This window comes from Gordonia terrae (assembly GCF_001698225.1).
GTDB lineage: Bacteria > Actinomycetota > Actinomycetes > Mycobacteriales > Mycobacteriaceae > Gordonia > Gordonia terrae.
This window is the reverse complement of sequence record NZ_CP016594.1, coordinates 1977811-2002775: the sequence shown is the minus strand read 5'-3', so window position 1 is coordinate 2002775 and position 24965 is coordinate 1977811. Positions and strand designations below refer to the sequence as shown.

The 24965-nt window shown below is 69.2% G+C and carries 19 protein-coding genes and 2 pseudogenes; 10 read left to right on the top strand and 11 right to left on the bottom strand.

The annotated features are described in order from the left end of the window. Window positions 1-5 precede the first annotated feature (5 nt). From BCM27_RS09075 to BCM27_RS09065, 3 genes are read right to left on the bottom strand one after another with little or no spacing between them, the layout of a single operon-like run. A complete protein-coding gene (locus BCM27_RS09075; protein ID WP_033203593.1) occupies window positions 6-3293 on the bottom strand; it encodes an error-prone DNA polymerase in 3288 nt (1095 codons plus the stop codon). A 57-nt stretch (window positions 3294-3350) separates the two neighbouring features. Then, a complete protein-coding gene (locus BCM27_RS09070) occupies window positions 3351-4154 on the bottom strand; it encodes an enoyl-CoA hydratase (protein ID WP_051987107.1) in 804 nt (267 codons plus the stop codon). 40 nt (window positions 4155-4194) lie between these two features. After that, window positions 4195-4557 (bottom strand): ArsR/SmtB family transcription factor, encoded by a 363-nt coding sequence (locus BCM27_RS09065; RefSeq protein ID WP_004021707.1) that lies wholly within the window; start codon window positions 4555-4557, stop codon window positions 4195-4197. Between the two features lie 159 nt (window positions 4558-4716). Here BCM27_RS09065 and BCM27_RS09060 point away from each other — a divergent pair, with 159 nt between their 5' ends. The 3 genes from BCM27_RS09060 (at window position 4717) to BCM27_RS09050 (ending at window position 9843) form a co-directional block, all read left to right on the top strand. Continuing rightward, a complete protein-coding gene (locus BCM27_RS09060; RefSeq protein ID WP_004021708.1) occupies window positions 4717-6708 on the top strand; it encodes a heavy metal translocating P-type ATPase in 1992 nt (663 codons plus the stop codon). A gap of 112 nt (window positions 6709-6820) precedes the next feature. Next, on the top strand, window positions 6821-8764 hold the full coding sequence (locus tag BCM27_RS09055) for an SDR family oxidoreductase (protein ID WP_033203594.1): 1944 nt from the start codon (window positions 6821-6823) through the stop codon (window positions 8762-8764). Next, window positions 8761-9843: an alanine racemase gene (locus tag BCM27_RS09050; RefSeq protein ID WP_004021711.1), complete on the top strand. Its 1083-nt coding sequence runs from the start codon at window positions 8761-8763 to the stop codon at window positions 9841-9843. The genes BCM27_RS09055 and BCM27_RS09050 overlap by 4 nt, the downstream gene beginning before the upstream one ends. 1 nt (window position 9844) lies before the next feature. Here BCM27_RS09050 and BCM27_RS09045 read toward each other — a convergent pair whose 3' ends face one another. From BCM27_RS09045 to BCM27_RS09030, 4 genes are all read right to left on the bottom strand, one after another. Further along, the gene (locus BCM27_RS09045; RefSeq protein ID WP_004021712.1) at window positions 9845-11074 is read right to left on the bottom strand and encodes a UPF0158 family protein; all 1230 of its coding nucleotides are present in this window, start codon (window positions 11072-11074) and stop codon (window positions 9845-9847) included. A gap of 61 nt (window positions 11075-11135) precedes the next feature. Beyond that, window positions 11136-12842, bottom strand: a complete 1707-nt coding sequence (locus tag BCM27_RS09040) for a DNA polymerase Y family protein (protein WP_004021713.1) — start codon at window positions 12840-12842, stop codon at window positions 11136-11138. After that, entirely contained in the window at window positions 12842-13672 is an 831-nt protein-coding gene (locus BCM27_RS09035; RefSeq protein WP_033203595.1) for a hypothetical protein, read from the bottom strand. Before BCM27_RS09035 ends, BCM27_RS09040 begins: the two co-directional genes overlap by 1 nt. A gap of 260 nt (window positions 13673-13932) precedes the next feature. Continuing rightward, a complete protein-coding gene (locus tag BCM27_RS09030; protein WP_004021715.1) occupies window positions 13933-14958 on the bottom strand; it encodes an Rv2578c family radical SAM protein in 1026 nt (341 codons plus the stop codon). A 77-nt stretch (window positions 14959-15035) separates the two neighbouring features. Between BCM27_RS09030 and BCM27_RS09025 the strand changes: the two genes are divergently transcribed. Next, on the top strand, window positions 15036-16301 hold the full coding sequence (locus tag BCM27_RS09025) for a serine/threonine-protein kinase (RefSeq protein ID WP_033203596.1): 1266 nt from the start codon (window positions 15036-15038) through the stop codon (window positions 16299-16301). A 21-nt stretch (window positions 16302-16322) separates the two neighbouring features. Here the strand turns inward: BCM27_RS09025 and BCM27_RS09020 are convergent, their stop codons facing one another. After that, on the bottom strand, window positions 16323-17027 hold the full coding sequence (locus BCM27_RS09020) for a LuxR C-terminal-related transcriptional regulator (protein ID WP_004019203.1): 705 nt from the start codon (window positions 17025-17027) through the stop codon (window positions 16323-16325). Window positions 17028-17063: 36 nt separating this feature from the next. Between BCM27_RS09020 and BCM27_RS26295 the strand changes: the two are divergent. After that, window positions 17064-17138: pseudogene (locus BCM27_RS26295) on the top strand (hypothetical protein); the annotation flags it as partial. Between the two features lie 125 nt (window positions 17139-17263). On the opposite strand, the pseudogene BCM27_RS09015 reads toward BCM27_RS26295, so the two are convergent. After that, window positions 17264-18361 (bottom strand): annotated as a pseudogene (locus tag BCM27_RS09015) (PspC domain-containing protein); the annotation flags it as partial. 171 nt (window positions 18362-18532) lie between these two features. Between BCM27_RS09015 and BCM27_RS09010 the strand changes: the two are divergent. Together BCM27_RS09010 and BCM27_RS09005 are read left to right on the top strand one after the other, a co-directional pair. Next, window positions 18533-19987 (top strand): PspC domain-containing protein, encoded by a 1455-nt coding sequence (locus tag BCM27_RS09010; protein ID WP_004019201.1) that lies wholly within the window; start codon window positions 18533-18535, stop codon window positions 19985-19987. Next, window positions 19984-20226, top strand: a complete 243-nt coding sequence (locus BCM27_RS09005) for a hypothetical protein (RefSeq protein ID WP_004019200.1) — start codon at window positions 19984-19986, stop codon at window positions 20224-20226. The genes BCM27_RS09010 and BCM27_RS09005 overlap by 4 nt, the downstream gene beginning before the upstream one ends. Window positions 20227-20303: 77 nt before the next feature. Here the strand turns inward: BCM27_RS09005 and guaA are convergent, their stop codons facing one another. Further along, complete coding sequence (guaA, locus tag BCM27_RS09000) at window positions 20304-21920, bottom strand: glutamine-hydrolyzing GMP synthase (protein ID WP_033203599.1); 1617 nt, start codon at window positions 21918-21920, stop codon at window positions 20304-20306. Window positions 21921-22017: 97 nt separating this feature from the next. Between guaA and BCM27_RS08995 the strand changes: the two genes are divergently transcribed. From BCM27_RS08995 to BCM27_RS08985, 3 genes are read left to right on the top strand one after another with little or no spacing between them, the layout of a single operon-like run. Continuing rightward, window positions 22018-22650: a biotin transporter BioY gene (locus tag BCM27_RS08995; protein ID WP_004019198.1), complete on the top strand. Its 633-nt coding sequence runs from the start codon at window positions 22018-22020 to the stop codon at window positions 22648-22650. 21 nt (window positions 22651-22671) lie between these two features. Beyond that, on the top strand, window positions 22672-23346 hold the full coding sequence (locus tag BCM27_RS08990) for an energy-coupling factor ABC transporter ATP-binding protein (protein WP_004019197.1): 675 nt from the start codon (window positions 22672-22674) through the stop codon (window positions 23344-23346). Next, window positions 23343-23945 carry an energy-coupling factor transporter transmembrane component T family protein gene (locus tag BCM27_RS08985; protein WP_004019196.1) on the top strand — a complete coding sequence of 201 codons (603 nt, stop codon included), beginning with the start codon at window positions 23343-23345 and terminating at the stop codon, window positions 23943-23945. Before BCM27_RS08990 ends, BCM27_RS08985 begins: the two co-directional genes overlap by 4 nt. Window positions 23946-23973: 28 nt before the next feature. Here BCM27_RS08985 and BCM27_RS08980 read toward each other — a convergent pair whose 3' ends face one another. Continuing rightward, window positions 23974-24909 carry an epimerase gene (locus tag BCM27_RS08980; protein ID WP_004019195.1) on the bottom strand — a complete coding sequence of 312 codons (936 nt, stop codon included), beginning with the start codon at window positions 24907-24909 and terminating at the stop codon, window positions 23974-23976. Between the last annotated feature and the right edge of the window lie 56 nt (window positions 24910-24965).

Here is a 24965-nt window from a genome sequence, read left to right as displayed (position 1 = left end):
GAGCACTACTGCCAGTCCCTGGATCTACTTCCCACCCGAAGATCCATGCGTTGCAGACGATCTGCGACGACGGTCACAGCACCTTCGGCGTTCTGCACCCGTCCGCGGACCAGCAGTGCGGGCGCCGTCTGGGCGAGTACACGGTACCGCGCCCACAGGCCGACCGAGCACACCACGTTGACCATCCCGGTCTCGTCCTCGAGGTTGATGAAGGTCACCCCGGACGCGGTGGCGGGTCGTTGGCGGTGGGTCACCGCACCACCTATCAGCACCCGCGAACCGTCGGGCACCGACAGCAGTCGGTCGGCGGCCAGCACGCCCATCGCGTCGAGCCGGGGGCGCAGGAACTGCGTCGGGTACGACGTGGGTGTGATCCCGGTGGCCCAGGCGTCGGTGGCCGCGAGTTCGACGTCGGACAGTCCCGGGAGTGTGGGGGTCGCCTGCGCCGACTCCAGGGCCAACTGATCATCACGCACCGTCGCGGCGGCCCCCGCCTCCCACAGGGCCTGGCGCCGGCTGAGGCCGAACCCGTCGAAGGCGCCGGCGCCGGCGAGTCCCTCGAGTTCCTTGGTCGTCAGCCCGGCGCGGCGAGAGAGATCGGTGATGTCGAGGTACGGGCCGTCGGACCGCCGTTCGACGATGCGCTGCGCCGCCTCCTCCCCGACCCCGCGCACCCCGTCGAGACCCAACCGGACGTCGAGACCCTCGTTCTCCAGGGTGGCGTGCGCGAGTGAGGCATTGATGTCGGGACGATGGATCGCGACGCCGTGCCGCCGGGCGTCGGCCACCAGGGTCTGCGGCGAGTAGAAGCCCATCGGCTGAGCCCGCAGCAACGCGGCGCAGAATGCCGCCGGATGATGCAGCTTGAACCACGACGAGTAGAACACCAGTGACGCGAAACTCTGCGAATGACTCTCCGGGAAACCGAAATTGGCGAACGCTGCCATCTTCTCGAAGATGCGGTCGGCGATGTCCCCGGTGATGCCGTGCAGGTTCTCCATCCCCTCGTAGAAGCGTTGCCGCAGACGTTCCATCTTCTCCGGCGACCGTTTGGATCCCATCGCCCGGCGCAGCTGATCTGCCTCGGAGGCGTCGAAGCCGGCCACGTCGACGGCCAGCTGCATCAGCTGTTCCTGGAACAGCGGCACTCCCAGAGTGCGTTCGAGCGCCTTGCTCATCGACGGATGCTCGACCGTCACCGGCTCTTCCCCGTTGCGCCGCTTGATGAACGGATGCACCGAGCCGCCCTGGATGGGGCCGGGACGGATCAGTGCCACCTCGACGACGAGGTCGTAGAAGCAGCGCGGCTTCAACCGCGGGAGCGTGGCCATCTGCGCACGTGACTCCACCTGGAACACGCCGACCGAGTCTGCGCGACAGAGCATCTCGTACACTGCCGGTTCACCGAGGTCGAGGGTGGCCAGGTCGACGTCGATCCCCTTGTGTTCGGCGACCAGATCGATCGCGTAGTGCAGCGCGGAGAGCATGCCGAGGCCCAGCATGTCGAACTTGACCAGCCCGATGGCGGCGCAGTCGTCCTTGTCCCACTGCAGGACGCTGCGGTTCTCCATCCGCGCCCACTCCGTGGGGCAGACATCGGCGATCGGCCGGTCGCAGATCACCATGCCGCCGGAGTGGATACCCAGATGCCGTGGCATCCCGAGGATCTCGCCGGCCAGCTCGGCGACGTCGGTCGGTGCCGTGTCGGGCATCTTGGCCCAGGCGTCCTGCTGGCCCGGCGCATAGCCGAGCGCCCGGGCCATGTCCCGGATCGCCGACTTCCCTCGGTAGGTGATGACGTTGGCGACCTGCGCGCTGCGCTCCCGGGTGTAGCGGCGGTAGACGTACTGGATGGCCTCCTCGCGTCGGTCGGATTCGATGTCGATGTCGATGTCGGGCGGCCCGTCGCGCTCGGGGGCCAGGAACCGTTCGAAGAGCAGCGTGTTGGCGACCGGGTCGACGTTGGTGATGCCGAGGGCGTAGCAGACGGCCGAGTTGGCCGCGCTCCCCCGACCCTGGCACAGGATGTCGTTGTCCTTGCAGTAGTCGACGATGTCGGCGACGACGAGGAAGTAGCCGGGGAACGTGAGCGTCTCGATGATCGCGAGTTCGTGCTCGATCTGCCGGTAGGCCTGCGGATGTTCAGCCGGAGTGCCGTACCGGCGGCGTGCCCGGGTCATGGTGAGTTCGCGCAACCAGCTCGCCTCGGTGTGACCGTCGGGGACGTCGAACGGCGGCAACTGCGGCGCGATGAGGCCCAGATGGAATGCGCAGTCCGCGGCGATGTTCACCGCGTTGTCGATGGCATCGGGATGCGCGGGCAGCAGGCGGGCCATCTCGTCACCGCTGCGCAGGTGCGCTCCGGCGACCCCGGGCATCCACCCCGAGATGGTGTCGATGTCGGTGCGGGCCCGAACGGCGGCCATCGCCATCGCCAGCCGCCGGCGTCGCGGCGCGGCGAAATGGGCGCCGGTGGTGGCGACGGTCGGCACGCCCGCACCGGCGGCGAGGCCGGCGAGCACCGCATTGCGTTCGTCGTCGTCGGCCATGCCCTGCGCGGTCAGCTCGACGACGACGTTGCCGTGGCCGTAGGTCTCGATCAGTTCCCGCAGCGCCTGCTCGGCAGCCGGGATGCCGCCGCGATCGAGGGCGCGGCGCAGAGCACCCTTCCGGCACCCGGTGAGGATGAGCCAGTGCCCGCCACCGGCACCGGCCAGGGCGTCGCGGTCGTAGCGGAGCAGCCCCTTCTCCCCGGCGACCATGTGCGCGGCGGCGATGGTCCGGGACAGGCGCCGATAGCCCTCACCGTCCCGGGCGAGGACCAGCAGATGCTCTCCCGGCGGATCGTTCTGACCCGTCCGAGCGACGTCGGGCTCCAGCGACAACTCGGCGCCGAAGACCGTCGGCATCTCGAACTCGCGGGCCGCCTCGGCGAAGCGCACGATGCCGTAGAACCCGTCGTGATCGGTGACGGCCAGGGCGCGGAGACCGAGTCGTTGCGCCTCCTCGACCAGCTCTTCCGGCATCGACGCACCGTCGAGGAAGCTGTACGAACTGTGCGCGTGGAGTTCGGCGTAGGACACCGCCGAGGAACCACGGGAGATGTCCTCGGCCTGATAGGCGCCGCGCTTGCGCGACCACGCCGGACTGTCACCCCCGTCGCCGGGAAACGGTGCCCATTCGCTGAGATCGGGGCCGAATTCGGTGCCTGGCCGGTCGGCGTTCCCGGGCGCTCGGCCCGCGAGCACCCGCTCCATCTCCGACCATGTCGGAGGCCCTTGATCCCAGCCCACTCACAGAGTTTATCGAACATGAGTTCGATACGACAGCGGGAGTGCTGCCCCCGTCGATCAGCTGTTGTTGACCCGGCCACGCTCGACGATGCCGGACCGACGGTCGGCCACCCGAGCGGGGTCGAAACCCGCCATCCATTCCACCGAGGTGGAGTGCTCCGCATCGAGTGCCGGACCGACGAGATGATCCTCGGCACGCCGGTACGAGTCGAGCATGGTCCGCACCGCGAGCTGGTCACTCCCGGCGATGGACACCGCGAGGTCCATCGCCGAGACCATCAGCTGATCGTGGGCCACCACCTCGGTCACCAAACCGACCCGCAGCGCCGTCTGGGCATCGACGAACTCCCCGGACAAGCTCATGCGGCGCGCGAAACCCCGGCCGACCGCTTCCGGCAATCGGGACGTCAAACCCCAGCCCGGCAGCACTCCGACCCGCGAGTGGGTGTCGACGAAGCGAGCCCGTTCGGACGCGATCAGGACATCGCACGCGAGGGCGAACTCCAGACCACCGGTGGCCGCAACGCCGTTGACGGCGCCGATGATCGGCTTCGAGATGGGGCGCCACGGATGCCCGACGGGCACGTCCGCATGATCGAGCAGTCGAGCACTCTCGGTCGACGAGCCCAACTCGGCCAGGTCCAGGCCGGCACAGAATGCCGACCCCGCGCCGGTGAGGATGACGACGTCGACGTCATCGGCGTGATCCGCGTTCGCCAGCTCGGTTCGGAGAGCGTCGATCAGGCCGGAACTGAGCGCATTCCGGACCTCCGGACGGTTGAGGACGAGCGTCCGCACTCTTCCGGATTGCTCGATCAACAGAGGCGGTTCGACCGGCGTGGACGTCTGATCACTACTCATGCGCTGCCTTTCGGTTCGTCGCCTGCGCGTGCCGCCGGGGTCAACCCGCCGACGGCGGACGCTCGGCGAGCCCGAGCCGCAGGTGTTCACTGTGGTAGACGGCCTCGTCGAGCAGCTGGGCCACATGACTGTCGTACAGGCTGTAACTGATCGACCGACCCGATCGCGTGCCGGTGACGAGTCCGAGATTCCGGAGCAACCGGAGCTGATGGGAGACCGCGGACTGCTCCATGCCCACGGCGTCGGCGAGATCGGTGACCGAACGCGGACCGGAGCGCAACGCGGTGAGGATCAGCAATCGGCTCGGGGTCGCGAGCGCCTGCAGCGTGGTGGCGACATGCACAGCCGACTCCGGGTCGAGCCGCGCAGCCGGCCGCATCCCCTCGTCGATGCCGTGTCCCATGCAGCGAGATGCTACCGGTTGCCCTTCACATGAATATATCTTCATATGAACTGTTACTGTCTAAGAGGTGATTGTCGGCGAGTGGCTTCGACTCGGCGCCTCGCTGGCGCTCGGTGCCGGCTCAACCAGCAGGAGGGTCGGCGGCAGACGGGAGACACGATGGGCGCGACGAGAGCGACCGACACGACGGAACGCGCGGCACCTGACGATGCACCGGGACAGCGAGCCGAACGCGGGAGCGTCGTCCCGCCGTCGTTGATCCGGACCGGGCTCCGCCTGCCCGAGGTGCGCCGAGCGGGTATCGCGCTGGCTCTGTTCCTCGCGGGGTGGTTGCTCCAACTCGGCAACGCGCCCGAATGGTCGTGGTGGACCGTGTTTCTCGCGTGCTACCTGAGCGGCGGGTGGGAACCGACCCGGTCAGGCCTGCAGGAACTCCGGCAGCGACGACTCGACGTCGATCTGCTGATGATCGTCGCCGCCATCGCGGCCGCGTCGATCGGACAGGTCGTCGACGGCGCGCTGCTGATCGTGATCTTCGCGACCTCGGGCGCACTGGAGGTCGTCGTCACCCAGCGCACCGCCGACTCGGTGACCGCGCTGCTCGGGCTGGCCCCCGAGCGGGCCACCCGCTACGCAGCCGACGGCACGACACACGAGATCGACTGTCGCGACCTCGACGTGGGACAACAGATCCTCGTCCGACCCGGTGAACGGATCGGCGCCGACGGAGTGGTCGTCCGCGGCCGGAGCGAGGTCGACCAGCAGGCGGTGACCGGCGAGTCGGTACCCATCGTGCGCGAGGCCGGTGACGAGGTGCTCTCCGGCACCGTCAACGGCACCGGCGCCTTGATCGTCGAAGTATCACGTCCGGCGTCGGAGTCGGTGATCGCGCGCATCGCGACACTCGTCGCCGAGGCCTCCGAGACGAAGGCGCCGACCCAGCTCTTCATCGAGAAGGTCGAGCAGGCATACTCCGCGATCGTCGTGGTCGCCACACTTCTGGTGCTGGGTATCCCGATGCTGCTGTCCGACAGCGCCTTCGATGAGTCCCTGCGCCGAGCCATCGTGTTCATGATCGTGGCCTCACCCTGCGCTGTCGTCCTGTCGACGATGCCGCCGCTGCTGGCGTCGATCGCCAACGCGGGTCGCCACGGCGTCCTGGTCAAATCCGCCGCGGTGATGGAGTCGGTCGGACGCACGTCCGTCGTCGCCTTCGACAAGACCGGCACCCTGACCGAGGGGCGTCCTCAGGTCGTCGACGTGACGGCACTCGGTGGTCGCGAGCCGTCGGAGGTGCTGGCGCTCGCCGCAGCGGTCGAGCACCCCAGCGAGCACCCGCTGGGTCGCGCGATCGTGACGGCCGCGGCCGACCGGGGGCTGGACGTCGCGGCGGTCGACGACTTCCGGGCACTGCCCGGGCGCGGCGTGACCGGCACGGTCGGTGGACGCCGGGTCACCGTCGAGCGCACCCTCGCCGACTCGACCGGCACCGTGGTCGGCGTGTTCGTCGACGACCGGGAGATCGGCCGGATCGAGCTCGTCGACCGCCTCCGGGACGATGCGGCCGAAGCGGTACGTCTGATCGGCGACGTCACGCCGGGTCCGGTCCTGCTGCTGACCGGCGACCGACCGTCGGTCGCGGCCGACGTCGCCGCCCGGACCGGCATCGACGAGGTGTACGCCGACCTCCTGCCGGAAGACAAGGTCCGGGTCGTCGGCGAGGCGGGCGGGCACGTGCTGGTGGTCGGCGACGGGATCAACGACGCACCGGCGCTCATCGCAGCCGGGACCGGCGTCGCAATGGGGCGCCGTGGGGCTGATCTCGCAGTTCAAACGGCCGACGCGATCATCGTCCGGGACGATCTCACCGCGGTCGCCGCACTGATCCGGTTGTCACGCCTCGCCCGTCGCTACGTGATCGCCAACCTCTGCATCGCGGCGACCGTGATCGTCGCCCTCGTGACCTGGGACCTGATCGGAACCCTGCCCCTCCCCCTGGCCGTGGCCGGTCACGAGGGTTCCACCGTTCTGGTCGCCCTCAACGGCGCACGTCTGCTCCGGCAGTCGGCCTGGTCGGGTGATCGGGGTGCACAGTCGACGCGATCGGGCGCACAGTCGACGCATTCGGGTGCGCGACGCCGAGGCGCGTAGTCGTTGCCATCACCGCAAGTTAGTGTCACTCTGAGTACCAGACAGATCCGCGGCCCGCGGGGCGCGGACAGCCAGCGGGCCGTCGGCCCGCCCATCTGATGGGATCTCTCACATGACGAGCTACTTCATCACCGGGGGCAGCGGGTTCATCGGACGACGCGTTCTCGACCGTCTCCTGACAGCCTCTCCCGACGACACGATCCACGCACTGGTACGCGAGTCGTCGCGCGCGGCCTTCGTCGCGATGCTCGACGACCTCGGGGCCAGCGACCGCGTGACACCCGTGGTCGGCGACCTGACCGCGCCCGGGCTCGGCATCGCACCCGACGCGGTCCCCGCGATCGACCATGTCATCCACCTCGCCGCGATCTACGACATGGCCGCCGACGCGGAGTCCCAGCGTGCCGCCAACGTGGTCGGGACCTCGCGCGCCGCCGACTTCGCGATCGCACACGATGCGCTGTTCCACCACGTCTCCTCGATCGCCGTGGCCGGTGACCACCGTGGACGCTTCACCGAGATGGACTTCGAAGTCGGACAGGGATTCCCGACCGCCTATCACCGCACCAAGTTCGAGGCCGAGCGCGTGGTCCGTGAACGTGAGGGACTCCGTTGGCGCGTCTACCGGCCGTCGATCGTAGTCGGTGACTCGCGTACCGGCGAGATGGACAAGATCGACGGTCCCTACTACTTCTTCGGCCATCTGGGAGCGCTCGGGCGGTTGCCCTCGGTGCTGCGGCTGCCGATGCCCGACCTGGGCACGCTGAACATCGTGCCCGTCGACTACGTCGCCGACGCGATGGTGGCACTCATCGGCGTCAATCCCACCCGCAGCGGACTGGTGTTCCATCTCAGCGACCCGAAGTCGCTCACGACCACCGAGATGTACAACGCACTGGCACCGGCCTTCCGCGCCCCGCGCGGTTTCGACGCCATCCCGCGGTCGGCGGTGGAACCCGTGATGGCGTTGTCCGGCATGGGGATCGCGCGTGTCGGACGCAACCTCGTCGCCGCTCAGCAGGGGATCCCCGGGGCACTGCTCGATGCGGTGACGATCCCGGTCGACTTCCGCGCCGACACCACCGTCGCGGTTCTGCACGACCTCGGCATCACCGTGCCCGACTTCGCCGAATACGCTCCGCGCCTGTGGACCTACTGGTCGCGACACCTCGACCGGTCGCGCAACCGTCGCACCGATCCGCGCGGGCCGCTCGTCGGCAAGAACATCCTCATCACCGGAGGGTCGAGCGGGATCGGCAAGGCCACCGCCCGGATGTGTGTCGCCCGCGGTGCCAACGTCCTCATCGTCGCCCGCAATGCCGAAGAACTCGCCTCGGCGACCGAGGAATTGAACTCGACCACGAGCAAGAAGGGCATCCCGCCCGGCCAGGTGACCTCGTACCAGTGCGACATCACCGACGAGGAGTCGGTCAACGCGCTGGTCAAGACCGTCCTGGCCGCGCACGGTCACGTGGACGTCCTGGTCAACAACGCCGGGCGGTCGATCCGTAGAGCCACCCTGAACTCGGTGGATCGGTCGCACGACTACCACCGGGTGATGGCGGTCAACTACTTCGGCGCGGTGAACCTCGTGCTCGGATTACTGCCGCACATGGTCGCCCGGCAGGCAGGCCATGTGGTGAACGTGACGTCGGTCGCGGTGCAGTCGCGCGGGCCGCGATTCGGGGCATACGCGGCGTCGAAGGCCGCACTGGAGGCGTTCAGCGACGTCACCGGCACCGAGACCGTCTCCGACCATGTCACCTTCTCCAACGTCCGTCTTCCCCTGGTGAAGACGCGGATGATCGCGCCCACCGAGGCCTACGACAACCAGCCCGGGACCTGGAATGTGGACCGCGCCGCGGCGCGCGTCCTGCACGCCATCGTCGACCGGCCCAAACGCGTCGATTCGCTCGTCGGGCTCGTCGCCGAGATCGGGCACCGGGTGACCCCCGGACTGACCACCCGCATCCTGCACCAGGAGTTCCTCGTGTTCGGCGAATCGGCAGCGGCGCTCGGTCGGTCGGCTCGTGATGCCGGCGGGCAGAATTCGTGATCGACACCCCTTATCTCGAGGTCGACGTCGACCGCATGATGCGTAACCTCACGTTCCTCGCCGAGCGTGCGCGATCGATCGGTGTCGCGGTGCGTCCGCACGCCAAGACCCACAAGTGCGCCGAGATCGCCCGCATGCAGCTCGATCTCGGTGCCGCGGGTCTGGCGGTGGCGACCATCGGCGAGGCCGAGGCCTTCGCCGACGCCGCCGAGATCACCGCGTGCACCGACATCTTCATCGCCTACCCGATCTGGCCGACACCGGCGAAGGCCGCCCGGTTGCGCACCCTCGCAGACCGGGTGTCGCTGCGGGTGGGTATCGACTCCGTCGAGGGCGCACGGCATCTCGCAGCGCTGCTCGGCGAGCAGCGGATCGAGGCCCTGGTCGAGGTCGACTCCGGACAGCACCGCACCGGAACCGCGCCCGCGGGGGCCGGTGAGGTCGCGGCGGCAGCAGTGGCAGCCGGACTCGACGTCGTCGGCGTGTTCACCTTCCCCGGTCACGGCTACGGCGTCGGCGACACCCGGCGGCGGGCCGCGGACCAGGAGGTGGCGGCGCTCCGTACGGCGGCGGACAGTCTGCGAGCGCAGGGGATCGATCCGCGAGTGCGCAGCGGCGGGTCCACGCCCACCATCGAATTCGTCGGCGACCCGTCGCATGCGGGTGTGCTCACCGAGATCCGTCCGGGCGTGTACCCCCTCAACGATGCCCAGCAGATCGAGATGGGCGCCTGCGGATTCGACGACGTCGCGCTGACCGCGGTGACGACCGTGGTGCGGAGCGACGCCGGCCGAGTTGTCGTCGACGCCGGCAGCAAGATCCTCGGCGCCGACCGCGCCGCCTGGGCCACCGGTCACGGGCGGCTCCTCGACCACCCCGACGCTCGTGTCGTGCAATTGTCCGAACATCATGCAGTGGTGGAGTTCCCGGCGGAATCGGCGTCGATCCCCCGCTTGGGCGACGTGATCCGGGTGGTACCGAATCACGTCTGCAACGCGGTCAACCTCGTCGACGAACTGGTGGCGATCGACGGCTCGGACAGCCGGTGGCCGGTCATCGCGCGGGGGCGCAACAGTTGAGTCAGATCGGCCGGATGCCCTGACGGACCAGGAACTCGCGGGCCCGCCCGAACTTGCGGTCGCTGGAGAACGCGTACCAACGCTGACTCACACCCGCTTCGTGGACGACGTCCCGGAACCTGCGGAACGCACCTCGCCCCTCTATCGCGCGTTCCAGACGATTCCGCAGGTCAGGATCGGAGATGCGCGTGGCGAACTCTGCCATGTCCCGCCAACTGTCGCGCGAACCAATGCAGCCGAAACGCAGCCAGCGATCCGGCTCCTCCTCGACGTCGATCTCGTCATCGAGCACGCCCGGGTCGAGCATCTCGTCGTTGTACACGAAGCCGGTGGTCAGGTCGATGAGCCCGCCGGTCGACCGGTTCGGATCACCTTCCATCTCGTCGCTGAGCATCTCGAGATCCACCGCTATCGGCCGTCCCGGTGCGGGTTCCCCGCGCAGGATCGCGAGCAGTTCCTCGGCGAGTTCGGCGTCGCCGGGCTCTCCCCGGCGGTTGAGTTGCTCGACGATCGACACGGCCACCGGCTCGGCTCGTTCGCGTCGTTTCTGCAGTGCCATCGGTACCCCGGGGCCGACCTGCTGGAGTGCGTCGTGCAGATCACATCCGACGACGGCATCCAGGAAACGATCGGCATCGGCGGAGTAGATCGACCCGCGTACCTCGCCCAGATCGAGTTCGCGTATCTCCTTCTGGGCGGGCCACTGGCCGACGAGCATCGGATGAGGAACGGTGGGGCGTGGTGGCGTCTCGTCGTCCCCATCGGCCGATCGACGACCGTACTGATCCGGGATGTCGCCCCAGCCGAAGTACGGGAGGGGGGCTTTCGGCTGGATGCCCAACACGTCCAGCGGGTCGACCTTCAGATCCCCCACGACGCACCGATGGGTCCACTCGTCGCCGAGGTCGAAGGTGTACTGGAACTCGGCACCCGGCTCGACGAATCGGGAGACCTTGGCCGTGGCGATGTCGACGGGTTCGGAGATCGGGCCGCCGATACCGCCGGCCAACTCCGCGCCGAACGCGGCGTCGGCGACCACCCTGCCGTCGTCCAGGGTGAAAAGTGACTGATGGGAACGATCCCACCGGGCGAACGCGTCGTCGACGGCGGTGGCCAGGTCTCTGAAGGTGTGCACCGGTCCGACAGCGAAAACCCTTCCGGGCCAGGGCCACAACTCCGTTCCCCGTCCACCGAGCAGTTCCACGGTCACCGACAGCCAGGTTCGTGCCATGCGTCGAGACTGACATGTTGGAGGCGAAGACGCACGGTTTCGCACTCGGGCGTTTCGTTAGTCACTCGTAGACCCCCTCGACGATCCACTCCCCGGCGCGGTAGCACAGCAGCAGGGCACGCGAATCGTCGAGCAGCACTTGGGCTCGGGCGATCAGTCCCGTCTCGACCGTTGCAACCGATGCCTGCGCGCCGGCAGGCCGGTCGGCGCTCCCGACCGGCCAGGGCCCGGCCCACCAGCACAGCCCCCAGCTCGATCGGCGCGCCCGGGACGATGCCAGGGCGACGGTCACCGGTTCGGCGGTGAAGGCCCCGCGTTCGGTCACCTTCACCGGTTGCCCCACGGCGTCGAGCACATGGATCGCGGTCTCCACCAGCACCGTCGGGCTGGGTTGTGGCAGGCGCCCGGGCCACGGCGCCAATGGGTCCCGGTGCGGAGCAGGCTCGTCGCCCAGGGAGACCATCGTGATCTGTTCGGCGGGTCCGCGACCACCGCTCAACACGGGGATGCGCACGGCGTCACCACCCAGCAAGCCCTGTATCCGCACCAGCGAACGCCGGGCGCGCTCCTCCACGTCGGGCTCACCGGCCAGTCCGCCACGGGCGAGATCGTCGGTGAGCTGGTAGTGCAGCGCACCGGCCTCGACGACCTCGACCGGCTCGAGCCGCAAGCGGACGATCGGCGAGTCGGGCCGGGTGTCCCGCGCCGTGACGCGCTGCGCACCTCTCCCCTGGACTGTGCTCCCGTAGGGGGCTTCGAGCGGGGAGGTGCGTCGTGCCGCGCCGGTCAGCCACCCCTCGAGTTGCCATCGGATACGATCCGCGGTCGTCTCCGGCGTCAGCGGTTGGGCGCACCACCAGGTTCGCGAATGCTGTTGTCCGCGTTCGGTGGTCGCGGTGATCGTGAGTCGCGTACAGGCCACCGCGGCATCGCGCAGGCGTCGGTGCAGCGCGTCGGCGAGGGTACGGCCGATGAACGCCGCGACGTCGATGCGGTCGACCGGCGGGTCACAGGTGTGGTCGACGTCAAGTTCGGCCGGCACACCGCGGGACGAGGGGACGCGCCCCGGCAACGCGTTGGCGAGCCGATGCGCGACCACCGCATCCCGGGCGAACCGGGTGGCGACATCGGTGACGGACATGTCGGCGAAGGCACCGATCGTGCCGATCCCGAGCCGGCGCAGCAACTCCACGAGATCAGCACGGGACGGATCGCTCATGCTGGGTTCGACGGCGAGATCCGCGACCGGTCGGCCGGCGAGATACTCCCGGTCGCCGCCGGGCTCCACCTGATGACCGTGCCGGGCGGCGAGGACGGCGGTGAAGATCTCGTCGGCGATGCCGACCTGCGATTCGATGCCACACGCCGACACCACGTCGACGAGTTCCTCCGCGAGGGCCTCCATCCCCCCGAAGTAGCGGGCCGCACGGTCGCCGGCGATCACCAGGAGACCCGGACGGAGCACTTCGAGAGCTGGTATCACCTCGGCGACCGCGGCGACCACCGGTTCGAACAACCGCCCGTCCCGGTTCTCGTCGGCGGTGACCACGGTCATCTCCGTACACGCCGCCTGCGCCTGGCGTTTGCGCATCCCGCGGCGGACACCTGCCGCCCGGGCCGACGCCGAGCAGGCCACCACCCGATTCGCCGACAGCACCGCCACCGGATGCAGTGGGGGCAGGTCCGCTTCGGCCGAGGCCGCCATCGCCGGCCAGTCCGGGCACCAGAGCGCGAGAATCCGCCGGGCCCCCGTCTCCTCGGGGGGCATCAGTTCGCCACCGCGAGCACCGGGGAGGTACTCGTCGCCGCGACCATCTCGACCGTGCGGTCGGCTCCGTGACCCGCCGCCAGGAGCTCGACCTCGGTGCTCGCGGACTGCCGGCCGCGGCCGGACACCGTGACCTGCAACCGCATCCCGCCGATGCGGCCGTAGCCACTGCGCGCGGAGTCGAGACCGGCTGCGCGGGAAGCGGTTCGGCCCGGAAGGTGCGGGCTGTGCCGGTAGGTGAGGACACGGGCCTCGATGGCCAGCTGCGCGCCCGGCCAGGTGCCACCGGTCACCAGCAACACCGACGACTGCTTGCGTACCCGACCCATGACCACCCGGGCACGTGACGGGGCCACCACCTCGGTCCGTGGGCGAGTCCCCACGCCGTCGCCCGCCAGGTCCAGGATCACCAGGTCCATACCGTCGAGCAGGACCGCCGCCACCTCGACCGGATCGGGGCCGGGATCGGGGATGGTGGCGATACGGGACAGGTCGGCACCCATCTCCGCCGCCGACAACAAGCTCAACCGTGGCAGACCGACGATCCCCACCTGCCCACCGGCACGGGTCACCGCTGCGATCATCGCGACCAGCACCGAGCGGGCACCATCGAGACCGACCACCGTACCCCGCGGAATCCCGTTGTGCGGCATCACCTCCGACAACGAATCCGGCATCGGGAGTACACCCACCGCCCGATCGCGGACCTCGACCGCCCGTTGATCGGGCCGACCGGACATGGCCGCCATCCGCCGACGCAATCCCGCCAGTTCGTCGGCGCGTCCACGGGCCGCGACATCGGTCACGGCAACACCAGCTGACACATCCATCTCCGGACACCCTCCAGTCGACATGAGGTACTCGAGCGAGCCGGGAAGGTGCGCGCCACCAGGGTCTCGAACAGCCTTCCGAGTGATCCCGAGGGGTACCCCCGGCCGCAGATCATTCGAACACTTTTTCGATGATTCGAGAGTAGAACCAACCACCGACAAGCGTCAACTGACATCGAAATCCGTTGCGCGACAGCATACGTACTCGAACATGTCGAATCGGCGCAGATCAGGACTGCGCCGACTCGGAAGAGCAGGAATCAGAACAGGGTGAGGGCGTGCTGCAACTCGGGTGCGGCCACCGCAGTCGAGGTGTCGCGACCCGACTGCCGGAGACCACCGGACCCCGCCAGGCCGTGCTTGTGCACGAGCGGCTTCATCCGGTCGCGAAGCCACGACGAGTACTCCGGGGTGACATACGCGCCACGCCCGTACAGCCCCCGGTAGCGGCGGATGAGAGCCGGATGCTCCTCCGCCAGCCACTCCAGGAACCACGGCTTGGTCGAGGACCGCAGATGCATCGGGAACGCGGTCACGCCCGACGCACCGGCGTCGGCGAGGGCCTCGAGCAGCGAGTCGAGATGCGAGGTCGAATCGGTGAGATATGGGATGACGGGGGCCACCATCACATGCGGCGCGATCCCGGCGTCGGCGAGGTCGCGGATCAGCGAGAGCCGGGCCTGCGGTGACGGTGTCCCGGGCTCGATCTTCTTCTGCAGATCCGGATCGAGGATCGCCAGCGAGATCCCGACGCTGACCGACACCTCCCCCGCGGCCTGACGCAACAGCGACAGATCACGACGGATCAAGGTGCCCTTGGTGAGGATGGAGAACGGCGTCCGGGACTCGGCGAGCGCGGAGATCACACCCGGCATGAGCCGGTATCGCCCCTCGGCACGCTGATAAGGATCGGTGTTGGTACCCAGTGCCACCGTCTCCCGGGTCCACGATCGGCGCTTGAGCTCCTTGCGCAACACCGCCGCCACGTTGAGCTTGACGACCACCTGGGTGTCGAAGTCCGCCCCCGCATCGAGGTCCAGATACTCGTGCGTCGGACGGGCGAAACAGTAGCGGCAGGCATGTGTGCACCCGCGAAAGGTGTTGACCGTGAACTGGAAAGGGAGCTGCGAGGCGTCCGGGACGCGGTTGAGCGCACTCTTGGCCAACACCTCGTGGAATGTGACACCCTCGAAGTCGGGCGTGCGTACCGACCGAACCAGACCCGAGCGGCTCAGCCCGGGGAGCGACCCGTCGTCGACCTCCACCGCCTGATCGGACCATCGCATGGTCCGAGTCGAACATACGTACGACTCGACTGTCAAGTGCGTGCCCGCCGCGACGTCCGCGCCGCTATCATCTCCGTATGTCGACGACCGCCGGACCCCACCATGCCCCGGGTCCCCAGTATCTGGTGGCCGGACGATACCGCCTGAAGTCGCGGATCGGCGGGGGCGGCATGGGCACCGTCTGGCTCGCCCGCGACCAGCTCCTCGACCGTGACGTCGCCGTCAAGCAGGTCGTCTCCACCGAGGGCCTCACCGAGGACTCCGCGGACAATGTTCGCCAGCGGGCCATGCGAGAGGGCCGCATCGCCGCCAAACTCTCCCACCGCAACGCGATCGCCATGCACGACGTGGCCCTCGACCGGGGCGAACCCTGGTTGGTCATGGAGTACCTGCCGTCGCGCAGCGTCGCCCAGATCCTCCATGCCACAAAGACACTCGCACCTGCCGAAGCCGCCCAGATCGGCGCGCAGGTGGCCGATGCGATGGTCGAGGCCCACGCCGCGGGGATCGTGCACCGCGACATCAAGCCGGGCAACATCCTCATCGCCGAGGGCGGCCGCCACACGGGCCTGGTCAAGATCACCGACTTCGGGATCTCACGAGCCAAGGACGATGTCACCCTCACCCAGACCGGCGTGATCACCGGTACGCCGGCATATTTCGCCCCCGAGGTCGCCCGCGGAGCCGATCCACAAGAGGCGTCGGACGTGTACTCACTGGGCGCGACCATCTACACGATGGTCGAGGGCCAGCCGCCGTTCGGCGTCGACGACAACTCGATCGCCTTGCTGCACAAGGTCGCACGGGCCCGCATCAATCCCATGCAGAATGCCGCCGAACTCGAGCCGGTCCTGCTGCGTCTCCTCGAACCCAGCCCGACCAAACGCCCGACGATGAGCCAGGCTCGAGATCTCCTCACCTCGTTCGCGGCCGGCTCCCGCGGCACCCGTGATCAGGTCCTGACCGGCCTGATCACCCGCCCGGGAGCGGGTACGCCGGTCTGGTCGCAGCGGACCAACCGATCGTCCACCACCGGTCCGCACCGCCCCGCCGGCGCCACCCTGCCCCCGTACGCCCCGACGATGTCGGCCGATCGCGGCTCCCGCGACCTGCCGCGCACCCGACAGGGCATGTCCCCCACGATGATGTCGACGCCGCAACCACACTCGTCGACGCCGAGACCGCCCACGGCACAGCACCATCCGTCCGATGGACGCCAGCCGTCGTACGGTCCGCCCGCGCAACCGTCGGGCACGTCGAGCACCGCGCTCGCGGTGTCGATCTTCGTGTTCTTCGCGGTGCTCGCCGTGGTCGTCGTACTCGCGATCGCGCTGGTGCGCTGAGCCGTCGTCCGCGGCGGGCGCTCAGCCGATGTGGCGGGTGGCCGCCCACCGGGTGAGGGCGTTGCGGTTGGACTGCTGCGTCTTGCGCAAGACATTCGACGCGTGGGTCTCGACCGTCTTGATCGAGATGAACAGCTCCTCGGCGATCTCGCGGTAGGTGTACCCCCGCGCGAGCAGACGCAACACCTCCAGTTCTCGCCTGGTCAGCGAGTCGAGTTCGGGGTCGAGCGGCGGTTCGGGGGCCGAGGACTTGCCGGTGAACGAGTCGAGGACGAAACCCGCCAGACGCGGACTGAAGACCGCGTCGCCGTCGGCCACCCGACGGACCGCGTCGGCGAGTTCCGGTCCTGCGATCGTCTTCGTCACGTAACCGCGGGCGCCGGCGCGAATGGTCGCGATGACGTCCTCGGCGGCGTCGGACACGCTCAGCGCGAGGAACACCGGTGGAACCGAACCCGGTGCGGCCGAACCGATCCGATCGAGCACGCCGCGCAGCACGGCCACCCCGCCACCGGCCGGCATGTGCACGTCGAGGAGGACCACATCCGGCGCCGTCGAGACGATCCCGTCGATCGCGTCGGCCACGGCACCCGCTTCGCCGACGACACGCAGACCCGGCTCGTCGGCCAGTTCGGCACGGACCCCGGAACGGAAGACGGCGTGGTCGTCGACCAGGTAGACGGTCACGGGACCGGAGGGGTCGGGGCTCGTCGGTCTCGCTGTCATCGTGCCTTCCTGTTGTCGGTCGGGGCGACCGCATCCATGCTCATCTCGCCGGTCCGCGCGGGTGGCTCGGACCTCTCCGGGTCGGATCTCTCCGGGTCGGATCTCTCCGGGTCGGATCTCTCCGGGTCGGATCTCTCCGGGTCGGATCTCTCCTCCACCGAACCCCCGTCACCGCGCGGCATCATGAGGCCCACGTTGGTTCCGCGTCCGGGCGTCGAGGTGATCCGCACGCGCCCGCCCATCCGTTCCACGCGAGCGCGGATCGACCGGGAGATCCCCTGCCGGTCGTCGTCGACCGTCTCGGGGTCGAAGCCGAGGCCACGGTCGCGCACGTACACCTCGACCTCGTCGTCGGTGATCTCGCCGTATACGTCCACCGTGCGCTCGCCGGAGTGCTTGGCGGCGTTGACCAGGGCTTCGCGCGTCGCGCCGACGAGAGCGGACCATCGTTTGGCGTCGCGGGTGTTGTTCGGGCGCAGATCACCGACGGTGATGATCTCCACCTCGATACCGTAGGCGTCCTCGACCTCGGCGCCCACACTGCGCAGCGCCGCCGCCAGCGAACCGCGTTCGGTCGCCGGATCACCGAACAGCCACGCCCGCAGCTCGCGTTCCTGGCTCCGGGCCAGCCGTGCCACCTCGTCGGGCCGACCCGCCTTCTTCTGGATCAGCGCCAGGGTCTGCAGAACCGAGTCGTGGAGGTGCGAGGCGATCTCCTCGCGCTCGGCATTCCGGATCCGGGCGGAGCGCTCCTCGTTGAGGGTGCGCAGCAGGCGCATCCACAGGGGCACGGTCAGCAACACGACGCCGATGAGGGTCGCGCCGACGGCGAGGATCGTCGAGTTGAGTCCGCCGAAGCTGCGGTCGCCCGCGACCACCACGACGACCAGACCGCCGACGACGAGCGCGACGCCGCCGATCAGCCGGGTCCAGGTGAGCAACGGGGTACGCGGTGACCGATGGGACGTGTCGAACTCGCGCCACACCAGGCTGGCGCCGAGGGCGATGAACACGAACGGGACGAGGTAAGACGCCGGGGTCCCCGAGGCCGCGAACCCCACCACGGCCATCGCCACCAGCCCGATCATCGCCAGTCCGAGCGACTGACGGCGCACACCCGGCGCCGGTGGCGCGGTGTCGCTCCCCTGGGGGCAGAAGAACCAGAGCAGACCGTACGCGGCAACACCGGCCCCGGCCAGCGCGGCCAGCACCACGAACACGATCCGCACGCGGAACACATCGACACCGAGATGGTCGGCCAGTCCACCGGCGACGCCGGCGACCACGCGCCCGCCGTCGCGGCGCACCAGCCTCGGGACCGGTTCGACCTCCATTCGACTCACTCCTCGATCGTCCCATGCGATCGGCTCCGCGACATCGGGGTCAACCCCGGTTCGTGCGTGTCGATCTCAGGGTGTGTCGCTCCACCACCCCTGCACACCGGATTTCTCCGGGGGACAATTCAGGGGATCACCCGATGTGTTCGTGGCCCGGTGGGCGGCACGATGATCGGCATGGAGACCAAGGAGTTCCAGCAGCAGATCCAGGGCATGTGGTCGACCCGCCCGTATCGGCCCGACGATCGGACGATCGCCGGCGTCTGCACCGGCATCGCCGCGCGCTACCGCGTGGACCCGACGCTGGTGAAGGTCGCGTTCGTGGTGGCGGCGTTCTTCGGTGGCAGCGGACTCATCCTCTACCTCGCGGCCTGGGTCGCGTTCCCGGGCGCCGGCCGCGCACGCGCCGATGCGCTCCGGGTCAAATCCGCGCGAGCCGGCCACAGCTCGCACGGCTCGATGCACGGACTCGGCAACCCCCAGGTCATCCTCCTGGTCGTGCTCGCGATCGTCATCGTCACGTCTGTCGGACCCAACCGGACATGGGGTTCCGGTGGACTCGTCGGCGCGATCCTGATGCTCGGCGGCTGGTTCCTGTTGTATCTGCGCACCCCGACTCCACCGGTCGGCACGAGCATCGACACCGCGGCGGTCACCGACATCGTCGTCCCGCCGCCGGCCGCCGGTCAGTTCGAGCGCTGGGTACCACGAGGGATGAGCGATCCGGCCGGCACTCATCCGGTGACGCCTGCGCCCCGGGTCGAGTTGAAAAAGGACCCTTCGAGGCTCGTCGCTGACGCTCCTCACACCTCAGGGAGCGGAGGGGCGGTCGCTGACGCTCCTCACACCTCAGGGAGCGGAGGGGCGGTCGCCGACGATCCGCACACCTCGGGGACCAGTGGGGCGCGCGACGACGTCGACCTCGACGTGAGTCCGCCCGCGTGGGATCCGCTGGGGGCGGCGCGGTTCGCGTGGGATCTGCCCGAGCCGGCCAGCCCGGCGGAGCCGCCCGCCCGCAGGCGCCGACGCTCACCGCTGACGCTGATCGTGATCGGTCTCGCGATCATCGCGGGCGCCGTCGGCACGGGCCTGCACCAGATCGGCGTCGACTGGTTCACCGTGCCGCACATCCTCTCGCTCTCGCTGGCCGTCATCGGCGCGGGACTCCTGCTCGCCGCCGTCGTCCGGCGCCGGACCGGGGAACACAGCACCGGGCTCGTGCCCATCGCGATCGTCCTGGGAGCCGCCGTCGTGGTCACCACCGTGATCTCCGGGGTGAGCGGGCTGTCCGGACCGCTACCCGCCGGAGGGGCGGGCGAGCGCGAATGGAAGCCGTTGACCGAGAACGACATCCAGGCCGAATACTCGCTCGGCGTCGGCGAGATGACCCTGGACCTGCGCGCGGTGGATCTCACCGCCGACCGGACGGTGCGCCTGGAGAACGGCGTCGGGACCATCCGGGTCCACGTCCCCGACACGATGAACGTGCGTGCCAACTGCCAGACCGGCATCGGTGACTACACCTGCCCCACCGGGCTGGACGGCGGCCGCGACGGCACCGATGGCCCGGTCCTGCAGATCGACGCCCGCACCGGCATGGGAGAGGTTCAGGTCCTGCGATGAACGCACCCGACAACACCTACGGAGACGACCCGGCGGCCACCGACCACCGGGGATGCGGGTCCACCCATCGCGCACCGGGGCTCGGACTCCTCGGGATCGCGGCCCTCGCGGTGGCCGGATGGGGACTCGCCGACGGGCCGGCACTGCCCGAGGCCGCCGACCTCGGGTGGGTCGCGGTCGGGATCGGCCTGCTGATCGGGCTCGTGCTGATCGTGTCCGGGACTCGTTCCCGGCGCTGACCGCGACAACGGTCCCGATTCCCGGCGGAGACAGAGAAGCGGCCAGCGGCATCTGCCACCGGCCGCTTCTCATCGCCTCATTCCCATTCGATGGTGCCCGGCGGCTTGCTCGTCACGTCGAGCACCACGCGGTTGACCTCGGCCACCTCATTGGTGATACGGGTCGAGATGATCTCGAGCACCTCGTAGGGCACGCGCGTCCAGTCGGCCGTCATCGCGTCCTCGCTCGACACCGGGCGCAGGACGATCGGGTGACCGTAGGTCCGGCCGTCTCCCTGGACGCCCACACTGCGGACGTCGGCGAGCAAGACCACCGGGCACTGCCAGATCTGCGAGTCGAGCCCGGCCGCGGTGAGTTCTTCCCGGGCGATCAGGTCGGCCTTGCGCAACAACTCCAGACGGTCGCCGGTGACCTCGCCGACGATCCGGATCGCCAGACCCGGTCCGGGGAACGGCTGACGTGCGACGATCTCTTCGGGCAGCCCGAGTTCGCGGCCGACCGCGCGCACCTCGTCCTTGAAGAGCAGCCGCAGCGGTTCCACCAGGCTGAACTCGAGGTCGTCGGGTAGGCCGCCCACGTTGTGGTGGCTTTTGATGTTCGCCGTCCCGCTGCCGCCGCCGGACTCGACGACGTCGGGATACAGCGTGCCCTGCACGAGGAAGTCGACCTTCTCTCCCGCCTCTGCCTCCTCGCCGAGGACCTCGCTGACCGCACCCTCGAACGACCGGATGAACTCCCGGCCGATGATCTTGCGCTTGGTCTCCGGATCGCTCACGCCGGCCAACTCGCGCAGGAACACGTCCGCGGCGTCGACGGTGACGAGTTTGGCGCCGGTCGCGCCCACGAAATCGTGCTGCACCTGTTCGCGTTCACCCGCGCGCAGCAGTCCGTGGTCGACGAAGACACAGGTCAGCCGATCCCCGATGGCCCGCTGCACGAGCGCGGCCGCCACCGCCGAATCGACTCCGCCGGACAGTCCGCAGATGGCCCGTCCGTCGCCGATCTGGTCGGCGACCGCGTCGATCAGCGCGTCGGCGATGTTCGCGGCGGTCCAGGTGGCCTCGAGGCCCGCGATCTCGTAGAGGAAGCGCGTGAGGATCTGCTGGCCGTGCGGCGTGTGCAGCACCTCGGGGTGATACTGCACCCCGGCCATCCGGCGCTTGAGGTTCTCGAACGACGCGACCGGCGCACCGGGCGTCGACCCGGTGACGGTGAATCCCTCGGGCGGACTCTGCACGGCGTCGTTGTGGCTCATCCACACCGGCTGGGTGTCCGACAGGCCCTGATGCAGAACACCTTCGCCGTTGACGGTCAGCGTGGTGCGCCCGAACTCGCGGCCGCCGGTGTTGGCGACCTCGCCACCGAGCTTGTCGGCCATCGCCTGGAATCCGTAGCAGATGCCGAACACCGGGACGTCGAGGTCGAAGAGGGCCGGATCGAGATCGGGCGCGTCCTCGGCGTACACCGAGGAGGGACCACCCGACAGGATGATCGCAACCGGATCCTTCTCCTGGATCTTCTCGATCGGAGCGTCGTGGGAGATCACCTCGGAGTAGATGCGTGCCTCGCGCACCCGGCGGGCGATCAGCTGCGCGTACTGCGCGCCGAAGTCGACGACGAGCACCGGCCGCGGACCCTCGAGGAAATCCTCGGGGGAGTTCGCAGGAGAATCTGTCGCAGAAGAGTCTGTCACCGGGCCGAGTCTAGTGGGCGGACCGGCGCCCGTCCCTGGTCACCCCGCCCGGCGGATGCGGGCCCGCGATACCCGCGTGAAATACTCCGGAATCGACATGACTGCATCGCCGGAAACCCCCCATCGCTGGTCGCTGAGCATCGGCGACCTCACCCAGGCCGCCGTGTTCGCCGCGCTGATCGCCGCGCTCGGACTGCCCGGGACCATCAACATCGGCTCCAGCGGTGTGCCGATCACCCTCCAGTCGCTCGGCGTCATCCTCGCCGGTGCGGTTCTCGGACCCAAGAAGGGAACCCTCGCGGTCGTGCTCTTCATGGTGCTCGCGATCGCCGGGCTGCCGATCCTCGCCGGCGGCCGCAACGGGTACACCTCGCTCTCCTCGCCCACCGCGGGCTTCTTCATCGGGTTCCTGCCCGCCGTCATCGTGATCGGCGTGCTGACCGCGATGATGCTCGGTGTCGGCACCACCCCGCGCTACCGCGTGATCTGGGGCATCGGCATCAACGTGCTCGGCGGAATCGTCGTGCTCTACGTGTTCGGGATCGTCGGCATGCTCCTGCGCACCGACCTGACGGTGTGGGCGGCGTTGACCGCCAACGGCCCGTTCATCCCGGGTGACATCGCGAAGGCCGTGGTCGCCGCGCTGGTCGCCGCCCAGGTCCATCGCGGGCGGCCCGGACTCATCGCACCGATGCGACTGTCGCGGCGTGCCGGCGTCGCCGGCAGCTGACGCGGCGGTGGCCCGAGCCGGATGATCGAGTTCGAGAACGTCTCGCACGCCTACGACGGTCGTGTCGTGCTGCGTGACGTCTCGCTCACGTTGTCGGAGAACCGCATCGGGATCGTCGGTGCCAACGGCAGCGGTAAGTCGACGCTGGCGCGGATGATCAACGCGCTCGTCGTCCCCGACTCGGGGACGGTCACCGTCGACGGCCTGCCGGTCGCGAAGAGCAAGCGCGAGGTCCGCCGGCGGGTGGGGTTCATCTTCTCCGACCCCGACCGCCAGATCATCATGCCGACGGTACTGGAGGACATCGAACTGTCCCTCCGCCGTACCGATCTCGACAAAGCGGCGCGCACCGACCGCGCCCGCGAGGTGCTCGCGCGATTCGGACTCGCCGCCCACGCCGATCACCCGGCGCAACGTCTGTCGGGCGGGCAGAAGCAACTCCTCGCCCTCGCGTCGATCTTCGTGACCGACCCGGCGATCATCGTCGCCGACGAGCCCACCACCCTGCTCGACCTGCGCAACACCCGCATGCTCACCAGGGTCTTCGACACCCTCGACGAACAGCTCATCGTCGTCAGCCACGACCTCGACATCCTCACCGGCTTCGACCGGGTGATCGCCATCGACGAGGGCCGGGTCGTCGCCGATGATTCGCCCGGTCCCGCACTCGCGGCGTACCGCAGGCTGATGTCATGAACGCGCTCGGCGTCTACCGGCCCGGCAACACCCTCGTGCACCGCCTGCCCGCCGGATTCAAGTTCCTCGCGATGGGCGTGCTCATCCTCGTGCTGTCGCTGACCGTGCGGTCGCTGCCGGCGCTCGGGATCGCAACCCTCGGCGTCGCAGTGATCTACGCACTGGCCGGGATCGGCCCCCGCGAGGCATGGCGGCAGCTGCGCCCGCTGCTGTGGCTGCTGCTGTTCATCTTCGCGTTCCAGGTCGTGTTCACCGATTGGCGACGGGCCGTGGTGATCTGCGGGGTCCTCGCGCTGTCGGTCGCGCTCGCCGCCGTCGTCTCGCTGACCACCCGCACCACGGACATGCTCGACACGATCGTCCGAGCACTGGGGCCGCTGGCCCGCTTCGGGGTGCGCGTGGACCTGATCGCGATCGCGTTGGCCCTCACCATCCGTGCGATCCCACTGATGGTCGAGGTGGTGCGCGAGGTCGACGAGGCCCGCAAGGCCCGCGGACTCCGACCCGGGCCACGCATCCTCGTCGCACCGGTCGTGCTCGCCGCGCTGCGCACCGCCGACGGCTTCGCCGACACCCTCACCGCGCGCGGCCTGGACTGACTCCCCACTGCCGCCGACGGACGACGACTCAGAGCAGATCCGAGAGTGCGTCCTCGAGCCGGGGAAAGCGGAACTCGAACCCGACATCGGCCAGGACATCCGATCGCGCACGGCGTCCCGTGAGCCCGAGCGCCGGATCCGTACGCAGCACCACCGCACCGAGTTTCAGCAACCAGGCCGGCGTCGGCGGCGCCGGCGGGCGTCCGATCTCCGCGCGCAGCATCGCCATGAGCTCGGTGTTGCGCACCGGATACGGACTCGCCGCCACGACGACACCGTCGGGAAGAGACACCGCGTCGTCGACGCGCAGTGCCGCGCGGGCGATCGCGAGCCAGTCGTCGATGTGAATCCAGCTGAACCACTGCCGGCCGTCGCCGACCCGCCCGCCGAGACCGAATCTCGTCAGGCCGGCGAGACGGCGCATGGCCGGGGCATCCGCGTCGAGGACGATCGACGTCCGCAGCACGGTCAGGTGATCGGTGTTCGCGCCGTCCACCGCGTCCTCCCACGGCTGCGCGACGCCGGTCATCTGTGGCAGGCCGAGGGGGACCGGCGTCGACTCCGTGCACCACTGGTCGCCTGCGTCGCTCCAGATCGCCGTCGTGCTGGACTGCAACCAGTACGAGATGGGGGTCGACCGCGACCGGGAGGCGACGACGAGAGCGCGAGTCGCATCCACCCGACTGCTCCGCAGCGCGGCGATGTTGGCCTCGGTGGGGCGACAGTCCACGAGCTTGCCCGCGAGGTTCACCACCGCCGTCGGGCGATCCGCGGCCAGCACTTCGACCCAGTCGCCCTGGGTCTTGCCGTCCCACATCACCTGCTCGAAGGGCGACGACGGATCGATCCGCCGCGTCAGGATGACCGGATGGTGTCCGCGCGCGGCGAGATCGGTCGCGAGATGCGTTCCCAGCGAACCACTTCCGCCCGCCAACACCACGGTCGGCGACTCTGTGCCCGACATGCGTCTCCCCCGTTCGGCCGTGCACGCCGACCCTACCCCGGCGACGACCCCGAACG